General features: G+C 63.0%; 13 protein-coding genes. 7 read left to right on the plus strand and 6 right to left on the minus strand.

The annotated features are described in order from the left end of the window. The first annotated feature begins 60 nt into the window (after window positions 1-60). Entirely contained in the window at window positions 61-2,148 is a 2,088-nt protein-coding gene (locus tag PspTeo4_RS04035; protein ID WP_322364795.1) for a S9 family peptidase, read from the plus strand. A 142-nt stretch (window positions 2,149-2,290) separates the two neighbouring features. Here PspTeo4_RS04035 and PspTeo4_RS04040 read toward each other — a convergent pair whose 3' ends face one another. Further along, entirely contained in the window at window positions 2,291-3,715 is a 1,425-nt protein-coding gene (locus tag PspTeo4_RS04040) for a PLP-dependent aminotransferase family protein (protein ID WP_322362439.1), read from the minus strand. 335 nt (window positions 3,716-4,050) lie between these two features. Here PspTeo4_RS04040 and PspTeo4_RS04045 point away from each other — a divergent pair, with 335 nt between their 5' ends. After that, complete coding sequence (locus PspTeo4_RS04045; RefSeq protein ID WP_322362440.1) at window positions 4,051-5,460, plus strand: amino acid permease; 1,410 nt, start codon at window positions 4,051-4,053, stop codon at window positions 5,458-5,460. Between the two features lie 130 nt (window positions 5,461-5,590). Next, window positions 5,591-6,367, plus strand: a complete 777-nt coding sequence (gene tam / locus PspTeo4_RS04050) for a trans-aconitate 2-methyltransferase (RefSeq protein WP_322362441.1) — start codon at window positions 5,591-5,593, stop codon at window positions 6,365-6,367. Here tam and PspTeo4_RS04055 read toward each other — a convergent pair. The 4 genes from PspTeo4_RS04055 to PspTeo4_RS04070 form a co-directional block, all read right to left on the minus strand. Further along, window positions 6,357-6,728: a DUF2784 domain-containing protein gene (locus tag PspTeo4_RS04055; RefSeq protein ID WP_322362442.1), complete on the minus strand. Its 372-nt coding sequence runs from the start codon at window positions 6,726-6,728 to the stop codon at window positions 6,357-6,359. The genes tam and PspTeo4_RS04055 overlap by 11 nt on opposite strands. Window positions 6,729-6,973: 245 nt before the next feature. Further along, window positions 6,974-8,677: an amidase gene (locus PspTeo4_RS04060; RefSeq protein ID WP_322362444.1), complete on the minus strand. Its 1,704-nt coding sequence runs from the start codon at window positions 8,675-8,677 to the stop codon at window positions 6,974-6,976. A gap of 135 nt (window positions 8,678-8,812) precedes the next feature. After that, entirely contained in the window at window positions 8,813-9,652 is an 840-nt protein-coding gene (yghU, locus tag PspTeo4_RS04065) for a glutathione-dependent disulfide-bond oxidoreductase (protein WP_322362445.1), read from the minus strand. A 176-nt stretch (window positions 9,653-9,828) separates the two neighbouring features. Then, window positions 9,829-11,034, minus strand: coding sequence for an NAD(P)/FAD-dependent oxidoreductase (locus PspTeo4_RS04070; protein WP_322362446.1), 1,206 nt, complete (start codon window positions 11,032-11,034; stop codon window positions 9,829-9,831). A gap of 193 nt (window positions 11,035-11,227) precedes the next feature. On the opposite strand from PspTeo4_RS04070, the gene PspTeo4_RS04075 reads away from it, so the two are divergent. The 4 genes from PspTeo4_RS04075 to PspTeo4_RS04090 all read left to right on the plus strand — a co-directional run bounded on the left by PspTeo4_RS04075 (window position 11,228) and on the right by PspTeo4_RS04090 (window position 13,311). Continuing rightward, entirely contained in the window at window positions 11,228-12,115 is an 888-nt protein-coding gene (locus PspTeo4_RS04075) for an EamA family transporter (RefSeq protein WP_322362447.1), read from the plus strand. Window positions 12,116-12,215: 100 nt separating this feature from the next. Then, a complete protein-coding gene (locus tag PspTeo4_RS04080) occupies window positions 12,216-12,536 on the plus strand; it encodes a YbjQ family protein (RefSeq protein WP_003258990.1) in 321 nt (106 codons plus the stop codon). Between the two features lie 140 nt (window positions 12,537-12,676). Then, window positions 12,677-12,865, plus strand: a complete 189-nt coding sequence (locus PspTeo4_RS04085; RefSeq protein WP_322362449.1) for a hypothetical protein — start codon at window positions 12,677-12,679, stop codon at window positions 12,863-12,865. 143 nt (window positions 12,866-13,008) lie between these two features. Further along, window positions 13,009-13,311, plus strand: a complete 303-nt coding sequence (locus PspTeo4_RS04090) for a hypothetical protein (protein ID WP_322362450.1) — start codon at window positions 13,009-13,011, stop codon at window positions 13,309-13,311. On the opposite strand, the gene PspTeo4_RS04095 is transcribed toward PspTeo4_RS04090, so the two are convergent. Further along, entirely contained in the window at window positions 13,302-13,724 is a 423-nt protein-coding gene (locus PspTeo4_RS04095; protein WP_322362452.1) for a group II truncated hemoglobin, read from the minus strand. The genes PspTeo4_RS04090 and PspTeo4_RS04095 overlap by 10 nt on opposite strands. Window positions 13,725-13,751: the final 27 nt, after the last annotated feature.

The raw sequence follows: 13,751 nt of genomic DNA on the forward strand, positions 1-13,751 counted from the left end.
TTTCGTGCGCAAGGAGCCAAACCGTTGAAACGTATTCTGTGCTTGTTAATGACAAGCTTGATGGCCACCGCCGTGGTCGCCGCCCCTCCGCAAGCCGCCAAACACCCACATACGATCGAGACCCCATCGGGCGCAACGCGTGTGGATGATTATTTCTGGCTGCGTGATGACCAGCGGCAGGATCAGGCGGTGCTGGGCTACCTGCAAGCCGAAAACCTTTACGCTGATCGGCTGCTGGCCCCGCTAAAGCCGCTTGCCGGCAAGCTCTATCAAGAGTTCGTCGGCCGTCTTGCGCAAGAAGACGCCGAACTGCCAGCGCGCAAGCGCGGTTACTGGTATTACAGCCGGTACGAAGATGGCCAGGACTACCCGATTCATGCTCGGCGCAAAGGCGCCATGGAGGCGCCGGAAGAGGTTTTGCTCAACGTCAACGAGCGTACTGCCGGCAATGGCCACTTCACGATTGCCGACATGGTCGTCAGCCAGGACAACCAGTTGCTGGCCTGGTCGGAAGATGACGTAGGCCGCAACCAGTTCACCGTGCGGTTCAAGAACCTGAGCACCGGCGAGGTGCTGCCCGATGTGCTCACCGGGACCACAGGCAACATGGTTTGGGCCGATGACAACCGTACCGTGCTCTACGTCGAGAACGATCCTCGGACATTGCGCAGCACAAGGGTGAAGAAACACGTATTGGGTACTCCGGCCAGTGCCGATGCCGTCGTGTACGAAGAGCAGGATCACAGCTTTTACCTCAGCATCGCCCGCACCCGCGATGATCGCTTCATCACCATCAGCGTGGTCGGTAACGTCACCTCTGAAATGCGCTACGCGCCGAGCCATGATCCTTCCACATTCACGGTTCTGACTCCGCGTCAGCGTGAAGTGAGCTATTTTGCTGACCACTTCGAGGGTCGCTGGCTTATTCAAACCAATCACAACGCGAGGAACGGCAAACTGGCGACCGCGCCAAGCGATGCATCCTCTCGTGCACACTGGCAGGACTGGGTCGCCCATGACGAGGCGGTGACCATCGATCAGTTCCAAGCATTTACCACATTCACCGCGATCGTAGAGCGATCAGCAGGTCTGAAACGCATTCGCCTGCTGTTCAAGGATGGTCGCAGTGAATACCTGACGGCTGAAGAAACCGCGTATTCGATGGCGCTCGCGGAAAACGCCGAGCCAGAGTCGACCTGGCTGCGCTACGCCTATTCCTCGTTGACGACACCTACCCGGATTCTGGAATTGAACACGGCAACGGGCGAACGTCGCCAGTTGAAGCAGGAGCAGGTGATCGGCTACGACGCTTCGAACTATGCATCCGAACGTGTGTGGGTGACTGCGCGCGATGGGGCGCGGGTACCGGTGTCGCTGGTGTATCGCAAGGGTTACCAGAAAGACGGTGCAGGGGCGTTGTTGCTGACGGGTTACGGCAGTTACGGGCTGGCCTATGACGCAGCTTTCGACCCGGCCACGGTCAGCCTGCTGGACCGTGGGCTGGTGTATGCCATCGCCCATGTTCGCGGTGGCCTGGAAATGGGGCGTGGCTGGTACGAAGCCGGCAAGTTGCTGAACAAGCGCAACACGTTCAATGATTTTGTCGATGTTACCCACGCCTTGGTCGCGCAGGGTTGGGCGGCCAGGAGCCGAGTCGCCGCCGCAGGTGGCAGTGCTGGCGGTTTGTTGATGGGGGCGGTGGCGAATCAGGCCGCGCAGGACTATCGGGTGGTGGTCGCGCAGGTGCCCTTCGTCGACGTGGTCACGACCATGCTCGATCCGAGTATCCCGCAGACCACCAACGAGTACGATGAGTGGGGCAACCCCGAAACCGCATGCGAGTATGACTACATGCTGTCCTACTCGCCCTATGACAATGTGCGGCGCCAGGCTTACCCGGCGTTGTACGTGACGACAGGGTTGTGGGACCCGCATGTGCAGTATTGGGAACCGGCCAAATGGGTGGCCAAGCTACGGGCACACAACACCGGGAACTACCCGATCGTATTGCGCACCGACATGCAGGCGGGGCACGGTGGCAAGAGCGGGCGCTCTGGTTTTTATCAGGAGTTGGCTGAGGTGTACGCGTTCGTGTTGCAGCAACTGGGTTTCGATGGTGCGTTGGATTCTCCCGGAAAACCTGGGTGAGGTGCCGAGTTGTCGGATAGGCAGGTTCGGCCCCATCGCCGGCAAGCCAGCTCCCACAGGTTCAGCGGTGATCTCGTGGTCGGCGCGGTCATTGTGGGAGCCGGCTTGCCGGCGATGGGGCTGCGATGCAGCCCCTCAGAATTCACCTGTTCCCACGGCGCACATGCTTGACCAACACTTTCTCAAGCAACTCCCACATCTGCGGGTCGGTACTGAACGCCACGTTGAATCGCATCCACCCGGTCGCCTGCGCATCGACCATGAACAATTGCCCAGGCCCGAGCATGATCCCTTGCTCCAGCGCATCGTCCAGCAACGCGGCGCTGTCTGGGATCGCCGGATGGCGGGTCCAGATGTACATGCCTTCATCCGACTCGATGAACAGCTCGAAGCCCAACCGGTGCAGGTGCCGGCCCACTTCCTGGTGCGCCTCGGCCAGGCGCTGGCGCAGGCGTTTGAGGTGCTTGCGCCAGCGGCCATCGATGACCGCGGCGTAGACCACGCGCTCCATCACCTGTGAAGTGGTCAGGCCCGAGCGCATCTTCAGGTGCAGCAGCTTCTGCATCAGCTCCGGGTTGGCCAGCATGTAGCCGACCCGCACGTTGGGTGAGATGCTCTTGGAGTAACTGCCCACGTAAACCACCTGCTGCAGGTGGTCGAGGCTGGCCAGGCAAGGCTGCGGCTCGGCGACCATGTCGGCGTACAGGTTGTTCTCCACCAGGCGGAAACCATGCTTGCTGGCCAGTTGCAGCAGGCGGTGCAGCTGCGGCAGCGGGGTGCGCGAACAGGTTGGGCTGTGCAGGTGCGGCTGGGTGAAGAACGCCGTGGGGCGGTGGTGCGTCAGCAACTGCTCCAGGTGGTTCAGGTCGTAGCCGGCCGGCGTGCGGGGCACCCCCACCAGGGTGGCGCCCTGGGTACGCAGAATGCTCATCAGGTTGGGGTAACCGGGGTCGTCCACCAGCACCACATCGCCTGGGCGCACCAGGGTGCGTGCGGCCAGGTCCAGGGCCTGGCTGGCGCCGTGGGTCAGCATCAGTTGCGCCGGGTTGGCGACGATCGACAGCTCCTGCTGCAGGTTCTGCGCGGTCAGCGTGCGCAACTCCAGCAGGCCCATCGGGTCGCCATAGCCGGACAGCTCCAGCGGGCTGCCGGCCACCTGACGCAAGCCGCGGCGCAGGCCATCTTCGTACATCCAGTCGTTCGGCAACCAGCCACAACCGGGCTTGAATGGCAGTTGGCGGATCTCAAAGATTTGCTGCAGATACCACTCGGAGTTAAACGTTGGTCGACTGGTGTCGGCCTCGACGCTGTGGTTGTCCAGCAACTCGCCCGCTGCGCGATTGACGAAAAAACCCGCATTGCCACGGCTCACCAGCAGCCCTTGGGCCACCAGGCGATCATAGGCTTCGACCACGGTGAAGGTGCTCACCGAATAGGTCGCGGCAAAGGCGCGGATAGACGGCACCTTGGCTCCAGGCTTGAGGGTCTGGTTGTCGATCAGCGCGCGCACCCCGTCGATGATCTGGTTGACCAACGGGGTTGGAGCGTCTGGATGTAGTTCAAACATTGGGGTGCCTTCAGGTGTGCAAAACGCTGGGCGTCTGCGGGGTACTGCGGGTGTATTGCATGGGCGGCCTGTACAGTGCAGCGCGTATTTCATGCCACTGTGCATGGCTCTCTGCGTCGGACATTTTTACATTACGTGTCAGATATCGCCACATAAAGCATGTTCAGTCCGCTCCAGGGGCAACCTTGGGGCGCGTAAGCAGGCCGCCATGGAAGGCCTGCGTGTGTTTGTGCACACCTTCCTGCCCGCATTAGCGCTGATGTACAGGTGAGACCGCTAGCCATCGGGGTCTCACAGTTTTCCTTGGATAAAAAGAAGCACGGGGTACACAACTGATGGGAGCAACATCCACAACCACCACCGCCAAAGGCGAGCACGAGAGCAAGCTTAGCGCTTCGCTCAAGTCGCGCCACCTGACGATGATGTCGATCGCCGGGGTTATCGGCGGCGCCTTGTTCGTCGGTTCCGGCAGCGTGATTCACAGCGCCGGCCCGGCCGCTGTCCTGGCGTACCTCGCCGGCGGCATCCTGGTGGTCCTGATCATGCGCATGCTGGGTGAAATGGCGACGTCCTCGCCAGACACCGGCTCGTTCTCGACCTACGCCGACCGCGCCATTGGCCGCTGGGCCGGTTTCACCATCGGTTGGCTGTACTGGTGGTACTGGGTCATCCTGATGGCCTGGGAAGCTTATGTGGCGGGCAAGATCCTGCACGGTTTCTTCCCCGACGTGAGCGTCAACGTGTTCGTGCTGGCCACGACCCTGGTGCTGATCACCGTCAACTTCTTCAACGTCAAGCACTACGGCGAGTTCGAGTTCTGGTTCGCGTTGATCAAGGTGGTGGCGATTGTCTGCTTCCTGGTGGTGTGTACCGCTGCGGTGATGAACGTCTGGCAGTTCGGTGAAGTGCGCGGCATGACCCACCTGACCGCCGAAGGCTTCATGCCCAATGGCATCACCACCGTGATCGGTGCGCTGCTTGGGGTGATGTTCGCCTTCCTCGGCGCCGAGATCGTGACCATCGCGGCTTCCGAAGCAAAAGACCCGGCTGCCCAGATCGTCAAGGCCACCAACTCGGTGGTATGGCGTGTGTGCCTGTTCTACGTCGGTTCGATCTTCCTGATCGTCTGCCTGGTGCCTTGGAACGACCCGCACCTGGGTGAGTCTGGCTACGGCGCCTACCGTCGTACCCTTGAGCTGCTGGGCGTGCCTTACGCCGAGCTGCTGATGAACTTCGTGGTACTGACCTCGGTCAGCAGCTGCCTGATCTCCGGCCACTACACCGCTTCGCGCATGCTGTTCTCCCTGGCCCAGCGTGGCGACGCACCGTCGTTCTTCAAGATCACCCGTGCCGGCACTGGCGTTCCGGTGTACGCGATCATCGGTTCCTGCGCTGTGGCCGTGGTGTGCGCGCTGATCAACTTCAGCGAGACCCTGCGTCCGAAAGACGTGCTGGATACCCTGATGAACACCACCGGCATGATCGCACTGCTGGTGTACCTGGTGATTGCCTTCTCGCAGCTGCGCATGCGCCGCAAGCTGATCGCCGAAGGCAAGGAAGTGCGCCTGAAGATGTGGCTGTTCCCTTGGCTGACCTACCTGGTGATCGCGTTCATCGTGGCTGCCCTGGTGACCATGGCGTTCATGCCTGACTACCAGATCCTGGTGGTCTCCACCGGTATTGCCGCCGCGGTCGTGGTGGCGATGGGTGTGGTGCATCAGATCCGTAGCGCCAAGCGTCACTAAACGCTGAGTGCTTGAAGAAACGGCCGGTTCTCTCACGAGACCGGCCGTTTTTCGTTGTGGGTGGGGAAGGGCGCCAAAGCCTCGGCATATGGCTTATGCTTCAGGCACTGCCCGCCAAAAGGAACGCACCATGGCTTGGTCCGCCACCCAGTATTCCCTTTTCGAAGACGAGCGCACCCGCGCTGTACGTGATCTGCTCACCGCAGTACCCCATCGCCCGGTACACCACGCCACCGACCTTGGCTGCGGCCCGGGCAACTCCACCGAAGTGCTGTTGCACCATTGCCCCGATGCCCAGGTGATTGCCCTGGACAGTGACCAGGACATGATCGACAAGGCGCAGCAGCGCCAACGCCTGCGAGTGTTGCGGGTGCGCTGCGAGAAGGCCGACATTGCCAGTTGGTCGGCGCCAAAGCCTCAGGACCTGATCCTGGCCAATGCTTCGTTGCAGTGGGTGCCGGACCACGGTTCGCTGTACCCGCATCTGATCCGCCAGCTCAGCGAAGGCGGGAGCCTTGCGGTGCAAACCCCCGACAACCTGGACGAACCTGCCCACCGCCAGTTGCGTGAAATTGCCAGCCAAGGCCCGTGGGCCGACAAGTTCGCTGACTTCTCCTTGCCGCCCCGGCACAGCGCAGCCTACTACTACGACTTGCTCAGCCCACTGTGTACACGGGTGGATGTGTGGCGCACGACCTACCATCACCCATTGGAGGGTGGCGCCGAGGCGGTTGTGGAGTGGTTCAAGGGGTCGGCCTTGAGGCCTTATCTGGCAAAGCTGGACGAACAGGAGCAGGCCGACTTCCTGCAGATGTACCTGCAAGCCATGCAGCGCGATTACCCACCTGCCACTGACGGTAAAGTGCTGCTGCCGTTCCCGCGTCTGTTCGTGGTCGCTACCCGCTGACCCTGCGCGCACGCCAGATGACATAGCCGTAAACGGCAAGGTTGATCAACAGCACCAGCATCCCCAGCAGTAGCTGGATCTGTTCGGTCAACCCGACGGGGTAGATCAACGGCCAGATGTAGTGCTCGACGAAGCCACCTTGATAACCGGCGTCGCCTGCCGCGCTGCGCATGCGGTTTTCCCAGGCCGTGAGTGGGCAGGCCAGGTGCAGGCATTCGACGGCAAGGCCCCAGGCCAGGGCTGGCAGGTGGATGAGCAAGGCGCGAGGCCAGCGAAGTACCAGCAGGCCGCCGAACAGCACCCAAAGGATGAAGGCCAGGTGCAGGAGGACCAGGGTGTCGGCAGCTAGGCGAAAGAGCATGGGGGCTTATCGCTGGGGGCGGTAACCGACAGCATAAGGCAATTGGTGGGAGTGTACGGGCCTCATCGCCGCGGTTCGTCGCCACGACAAGCTGGCTCCCACAGGTAGTGCAGTGATCTCAAGATCAGCGCGGTCTATGTGGGGGCAACTGATTGTGTTGCTGGTACCGGCCTCATCGCCGGCAAGCCGGCTCCTACAGGAATGCGCTGTCCCTGTGGGAGCCGGCTTGCCGGCGATGCTTTTACTCAGCCCAGCGCGGGGGTGCGCGGCGGAATCATGCGGCGCGAACCGGTCGCCTCGAACGCCGCGCCGAAGCTCAGCAAGGCGTTGTCGGAGTACGCGCGACCGGCGAAGGTCAGGCCTACCGGCATGCCGATGTCGGCCATGATGCCCATCGGCACGGTGACGGTCGGCACGCCCAGGTGACGGATCGCCAGGTTGCCGTTGGCCACCCAGATACCGTTGCTCCAGGCGATGTCCGCCGAAGCCGGGTTGACGTCGGCATCGGCCGGGCCCACATCGGCCACGGTGGGGAACAGCACCGCGTCCAGGCCCAGATTGTCCATCCAGTCTTCCAGGTCCAGCTTGCGGGTTTTTTCCAGCCCGCGCAGGCCGTCGGGCAGGGTTTCGATCTGGTCCCAGGTCTTCAGGCCGCGCGTGGCCATGTTGACGTATTCGTCCATGCCAGCGGCGAGGTCGTCCTCACGGTTGGGCAGGGTGCCAGGGTCGTGGGGGAAGATCTGCGGGCCATCGACGTCGGCCAGGCGGTTGAGCTTGGGGTCGTTGTTGGCGCGCAGGAAATCGTCGAAGCCCCAGCCGGACAGCTCCCACAGTTCGTCGTGGAGGAACTCTTTGCTGACGATGCCGCGGTTGTACACGGTCGGTGCGCCCGGGCGGTCGCCTTCGCAGTTGGACACCAGTGGGAAGTCCACTTCGACCACTTCGGCACCGGCCGCTTCCAGGGCCTGGCGCGCCTGCTGCCACAGGTCGATGACGGTGGCGCGGGTGTTGATGCGCTGGCCGGTCGGGCCGCCGATGCCAGGCTTCTCGGAGGTGCCGGCCTCAGGGTCGGCATTGATGTACATGCGCGGCACGCCGAAACGCTTGCCCTTGAGCGCGCTGGCGTCAACTGCCAGGTCCAGGTACGAGGTCGGGCGCACGCTCGAGGCCGCGGGAATCGGTACCCAGGGTTGCAGGCGCCACAGGTCGCCACGCTTGTCGGCGTCGTCGACCACCACGACATCCAGAATTTCCAGCAGGTCGGCCATGGTCCGCGCATAAGGCACCACCACATCCATGGTCGGGGTCAGCGGCCAGTTGCCACGCACCGAAATCACCCCGCGCGAAGGGGTGTAGGCGCACAGGCCGTTGTTCGAGGCCGGGCCGCGGCCACTGGACCAGGTTTCCTCGGCCAGGCCGAAGGCGCTGAAGCTGGCGGCGGTGGCGGTGCCAGCACCGTTGGACGAGCCGGAGGCGAACGGTGCGGTCAGGTAGTTGGCGTTGTACGGGCTTTCGGCACGGCCGTAGACGCCGCGCTGCATGCCGCCGTTGGCCATGGGTGGCATGTTGGTCTTGCCCAGGCACACCGCACCGGCGGCGCGCAGGCGCTCGATGGTGAAGGCGTCGCGCTGGGCGACCAGGTCCTTGAAGGCCGGGCTGCCGGATGCGGCGGTCAGGCCTTTGACCAGGTAGCTGTCCTTGGCGGTGTAGGGGATGCCATCCAGCGGGCTCAGGGTCTGGCCCTTGGCGCGGCGCGCGTCGGAGGCTTCAGCCTCCTTGAGGGCCTCTGGGTTGCGCACGACCACGGCATTAAGGGCAGTGGCGGTGTCGGCTCCATCGTAGGCGTCGATACGCGCCTGGTAGGCCTTGACCAGCTCGACCGCCGTCGTGCGGCCCGACTCGAGCGCGTCGCGCAGCTCGGCAATGGAAACCTCGGTTACCTCGATCATGCTTTCACCAAAATTGTGCAGGTGGGTACTAATGCGAGGAGTGTACAAGAAGGTCTGGCTGGAAGCAGATTTGCGCGGCAGAAATGGTTTTTTGCAGGCGGGCATTGATGGGGCCGCCGGGCGGCCCCGGTGCACTCAGGCCAGGTCAGCCGCCGAGTGCCGTTCCGCCACCTGGCTGGCTTCGTCGCCCCAGGTGCGGTTGACCCGGGTGCCGCGCTGCACCGCCGGGCGTTGAGCGATTTCTTCGGCCCAGCGTTGAACGTTCGGGTATTCCTCCACCGCCAGGAACTCTGCGGCGCCATACAGGTTGCCGCGTACCAGTTGGCCGTACCAGGGCCACACGGCGATGTCGGCGATGCTGTATTCATCGCCACCCAGGTAACGGCTTTCGGCCAGACGGCGGTCCAGCACGTCGAGCTGGCGCTTGGCTTCCATGGTGAAGCGGTTGATGGCGTATTCGAACTTCTCCGGGGCATACACATAGAAGTGGCCGAACCCACCGCCCAGGTAGGGGGCCGCGCCCATCTGCCAGAACAGCCAGTTCAAGGTTTCGGTACGGGCAGCGGGGGACTTGGGCAGCAAGGCCCCGAACTTCTCTGCAAGGTAGAGCAGGATCGAACCTGACTCGAACACCCGTACCGCAGGCTCGACACTGCGGTCGAGCAGGGCAGGGATCTTCGAATTCGGGTTGACTTGCACGAAGCCACTGGAGAACTGGTCGCCCTCACCAATGCGGATCAGCCAGGCATCGTACTCGGCGCCGGTGTGGCCCAGGGCGAGCAACTCTTCGAGCAGGATGGTGACCTTGACGCCGTTCGGCGTGGCCAGGGAGTACAGCTGCAAGGGGTGTTTGCCCACCGGCAGGTCCTTGTCGTGGGTCGGGCCGGCGACAGGGCGGTTGATGCTGGCGAACTGGCCGCCGGAAGCGGCTTCGTTGCGCCAGACCTTGGGCGGGACGTAGGGGTGCTTGCTCATGTGCGGATCTCCTGCAAAGACCTGCATCTATGCCATGGGTTGGGCGCGCAGGGCAAATGCAACGGACGCGGGCGCAGGATGCATGCGGGGGGACTGTGTTGGCCGCATCGCCGGCAAGCCAGTTCCCACAGGGACAGCGCATTCCTGTAGGAGCTGGCTTGCCGGCGATGAGGCCTTCACGCAACCGGAATGGTCGGGTCTGCCGCTGCCAACGCTGCCGCGCGGTCGCTGGCGGCCGGTGGGTAGATCCAGATCGAGTTGATCTGGTGCTTCAGCACCTTGGCCTCGGCCTTGTCGGTTGGTGGCGACACCGTGCGCTCCCAGCCTTCGGTATACACCGCACCCCACGCCCCGAGGTCGAGGCAGGTCACGTACTTGGGCTGGCTGTAAGTCATGGGGGGCACGCCAATCAGTTCGGCCGCGGCGTTGTTGCCTGCATAACGGCCCAGCGGAATGGCATGCTGACAAGACATCACGGCGTAGTTGCCCGCGTCATCACAGGCGGCATAGGCCACGTCGCCGGCCGCGTACACGGCATCGTTGCCTTTGACCTTGAGGTTGCCGTCCACATGCAGGCGGCCTTGGCGGTCGCGTTCGCCGCTGATTTGCTCCGTGAGCGGGTTGGCCTTGAAGCCGACGGTCCAGATCACCGTGTTGGTATCGATACGCTGGCCGTTGTCGAGCACCACGCCGTCACGGTCCACCGAGGCCACCGTGGCGCCGCAGATCCATTCGATACCGAGTGCTTCCGAAGCCTGCTCGATGGCCGGGCGTATGCCCTCGCCCAGGGCAGCGCCGATCTTCACGCCACGATCGACCACGACGACCCGCAGCTTGGCCTGTTCCCCGAGGATAGCGTGCAGGCGCGCTGGCAATTCGGTGGCCGTCTCGATACCGGTAAAGCCGCCACCGGCCACCACCACGGTGTTGCGTGCCGGGGTTTCCGGTTGGTCGGCCAGTGATTTCAGGTGCTGCTCAAGGCGTGCGGCGCTGTCGATCTTGTCGACATCGAACACATGGTCGATACCGACCATGGCCGGGCGGTTGAGCACGCTGCCACAGGCCATGATCAGCCGGTCGTACTTAAGGCTGCACTCGGTGCCGCTCAGGGTGTGGTAGCTCACGCGCCTGGCGTCTTCGTCGATGTGGTACGCGGTGCCTTGCACGAAGCGCACGTTCACGGCGTCGAACAGCGCTTGCAAGGGGGCGGCCATGGTGTGCACGTCGGGCTCATAGAAGCGGGGGCGTACATGCAGCTCGGCCTGCGGGGCCAGCAGCGTCACCTCGACATCCTTGCGATCGTGCAGGTCCAGCTGGCGTATGGCGCTCAGGGCGCTCCAGAGGCCAGCGAAGCCCGCGCCAATGATCAGGATATTGTTCATCGTTGTGCTCCTGAAAGTCGGGCTAACAGCGTAGTACGGGTTGATCGACCCCGACAGGCGCCCGTCGTCGGACGGTGCTCCTAACAGCCACACTGTTGCGCAAGGCTGCGTGGTAACTGTGCTGGTCCATGGCAAAGAAATGCCTTTATGCTGTTACTAAATATGTCTAGAACGCCTGAAGAAGGAAGCTGCAATGCCGCTCAAGGACCTGCTGATCGCCCTGGTGGTGATCGTCGCGTGGGGAGTCAACTTCGTGGTCATCAAGGTCGGCCTCGACGGCCTGCCGCCGATGCTGCTGGGGGCGTTGCGCTTCGTGTTGGTGGCGTTTCCAGCAATTCTGCTGGTCAAGCGGCCCAAGTTGCCTTGGCGCTGGTTGATCGCCTACGGCGCAACCATCTCCCTGGGCCAGTTCGCCTTTCTCTTCCAGGCCATGTACAGCGGCATGCCACCGGGGCTGGCCTCGTTGGTGTTGCAGTCCCAGGCGTTCTTCACCCTCGGTTTCGCTGCGCTGTTTCTGGGTGAACGGCTGCGCCTGGCCAGTGTGCTGGGGCTGTTGGTGGCGGCCAGCGGCCTGGCGCTGATCGGTAGTGAGGACAGCGGACACGTTCCGATGGTGGCACTGTTGCTGACATTGTGCGGCGGTGCGATGTGGGGCCTGGGCAACATCATTACCCGGCGCTTCGGTTCGGTGGACCTGGTGGCGCTGGTGATCTGGGGCGGTTTGATTCCACCGCTGCCGTTCCTGGCACTGTCGTGGTGGCTGGAGGGGCCCGAGCGTATCGGCCATGCCTTGGCCAATATCAGCTGGAGTTCAGTGCTGGCCCTGGTCTACCTGGCCTTTGTCGCCACCATGCTGGGCTACAGCCTGTGGAGCAAGCTGCTGTCGCGCCACCCGGCGGGCAAGGTGGCACCGTTCTCGTTGCTGGTTCCGGTGATTGGCTTGAGCTCTTCGGCCTGGCTGCTGGGTGAACGGCTGACTGACGTACAAGGTTGGGGCGCGTTGTTGGTGATGCTCGGGCTGCTGGTCAATGTGTTCGGGCCAAAGCTCGGGCAGCGGTTGAGGGCGGCCAGCGCGCAATAAGTGCAAACACATCCGTGGTCTGTTGCAACGGGCAGGCTCCGCGTTCGAGCAGGGCCTTTGTTAAACTTGGCCTCTTTTGCCAGGCCCACGGAGCACTCCCATGATCATATCCACCACCAGCCAGCTCGAAGGCCGCCCGATTGCCGAGTACCTCGGGGTGGTCAGCTCTGAATCGGTGCAGGGCATCAACTTCGTGCGCGATTTCTTCGCACGCTTCCGGGACTTCTTCGGGGGCCGTTCGCAGACCCTGGAAAGCGCATTGCGCGAGGCCCGCGAGCAAGCCACTGAAGAACTCAAGGCGCGGGCACGGCAGTTGCAAGCCGATGCTGTAGTAGGGGTCGATTTTGAAATCAGTATGCCGTCGGTGCAGGGCGGCATGGTCGTGGTGTTCGCCACCGGCACGGCGGTGCGCCTGAAATAAGGCTTTTTGCCACTGGTCGGGTTCGGGCATTTTGTCCATGCAGTCTGCAAATGACTGGCTAGTCTCTTTCTTCAACAGACCGCGTTTTTCTGGGCACTCCATCTGTTTGCCGGCGCGGTCGCCAGTGCAGGGGACAGAGTATGAGCGAAACCTATTTCGAAGATATGAACGACGCATTCCCGATCAACAGCCAGGTATGGTGCGGCCAATCGTCGTTTCGCCTGGGTTTCGCCAACATGACCCTGGATGAGTCCGAACAGCTCAAGCCTGCACATTTGCAGCGCTACAAGAAGGGGCGCTTCACGCCGCGGATACCGTTGAAGAAGTGATGCTGACCCAAGACCCCGCCGAACGGCGGGGTTTTTGTTGCGCTTGCTTGACCCAGCTCATGGCATCCAGGGGTAGCACTCGCCGGTTTTCGGCGATTGTGGTCTTCTTGCGCGGCATGTCAGAAAAGGAGGATTGTTTTTCCATGCGCATCAGGGAAGAGACCTATTGGCAGTGGGCAGACGCCCAACTGCACAGCCGCAACCATGACGAAGCGCTGAGCGACGGCACTACGCTCGACGTGCAGGTGCGCCTGTCGCGCCTTGGAGCGACGCAGTTGTTCCTGGGCTTGTACGCCCAGAACGGCAAAGCGTTGCTTGAGGAGTACTACCCGGCGCGCCCTGGCGAGACCATGACCCGCGCGCTGGTGTGGGGCGTGGACCGTGCACGCGCCTTGGCCACCGGAGCACTGCCGTTGCCAGTCTCCCGGCAACGCCGTCAAGCCTGAACGTGGCGAGCATGGGCCGCCTGGACGATACGTTGCGCAGGGACGTGCAACTGGCGTAGCAGGTAGTCGGCGAACGCCGGGTCCCAAGGTTGCAGGGCGATGGCGTCGCGCATGCAGGTCAACCAGATGCCGGCGTGCTGCGCATCGATCGGCCACTGCGCATGGAACGACGGGATGCCGATCGAACCATAGCGTTCACTGTAGAGTCGCGGCCCGCCCAACCAGCCACTGAGAAAACACGCCAGTTTGTCCCGCGAGCCGCTCAGGTCGCGCGGATGCATCTGGCGCACGCTGGCGGCTGCCGGGTTTTCATCCATCAGGCGGTAGAAGTCGTCGACCAGGCGGCGCAGGCCGTCAATGCCGCCCGCAGCCTGGTAGGAGGCGTCGTCGGTGCCGTATGCGGGAGTGTTCATCGGGGGCTCCAGGGTTCAGAGGCCGAC

It is taken from the genome of Pseudomonas sp. Teo4 (genome assembly GCF_034387475.1).
In the GTDB taxonomy this organism is placed as follows: domain Bacteria; phylum Pseudomonadota; class Gammaproteobacteria; order Pseudomonadales; family Pseudomonadaceae; genus Aquipseudomonas.

Bases quoted from the DNA above. Each gene is read 5' to 3' on its own strand.
- PspTeo4_RS04035 (WP_322364795.1), top strand. From the start codon at position 61: ATGGCCACCGCCGTGGTCGCCGCCCCTCCGCAAGCCGCCAAACACCCA.
- PspTeo4_RS04040 (WP_322362439.1), bottom strand. From the start codon at position 3,715: ATGTTTGAACTACATCCAGACGCTCCAACCCCGTTGGTCAACCAGATC.
- PspTeo4_RS04045 (WP_322362440.1), top strand. From the start codon at position 4,051: ATGGGAGCAACATCCACAACCACCACCGCCAAAGGCGAGCACGAGAGC.
- tam (WP_322362441.1), top strand. From the start codon at position 5,591: ATGGCTTGGTCCGCCACCCAGTATTCCCTTTTCGAAGACGAGCGCACC.
- PspTeo4_RS04055 (WP_322362442.1), bottom strand. From the start codon at position 6,728: ATGCTCTTTCGCCTAGCTGCCGACACCCTGGTCCTCCTGCACCTGGCC.
- PspTeo4_RS04060 (WP_322362444.1), bottom strand. From the start codon at position 8,677: ATGATCGAGGTAACCGAGGTTTCCATTGCCGAGCTGCGCGACGCGCTC.
- yghU (WP_322362445.1), bottom strand. From the start codon at position 9,652: ATGAGCAAGCACCCCTACGTCCCGCCCAAGGTCTGGCGCAACGAAGCC.
- PspTeo4_RS04070 (WP_322362446.1), bottom strand. From the start codon at position 11,034: ATGAACAATATCCTGATCATTGGCGCGGGCTTCGCTGGCCTCTGGAGC.
- PspTeo4_RS04075 (WP_322362447.1), top strand. From the start codon at position 11,228: ATGCCGCTCAAGGACCTGCTGATCGCCCTGGTGGTGATCGTCGCGTGG.
- PspTeo4_RS04080 (WP_003258990.1), top strand. From the start codon at position 12,216: ATGATCATATCCACCACCAGCCAGCTCGAAGGCCGCCCGATTGCCGAG.
- PspTeo4_RS04085 (WP_322362449.1), top strand. From the start codon at position 12,677: ATGAGCGAAACCTATTTCGAAGATATGAACGACGCATTCCCGATCAAC.
- PspTeo4_RS04090 (WP_322362450.1), top strand. From the start codon at position 13,009: ATGCGCATCAGGGAAGAGACCTATTGGCAGTGGGCAGACGCCCAACTG.
- PspTeo4_RS04095 (WP_322362452.1), bottom strand. From the start codon at position 13,724: ATGAACACTCCCGCATACGGCACCGACGACGCCTCCTACCAGGCTGCG.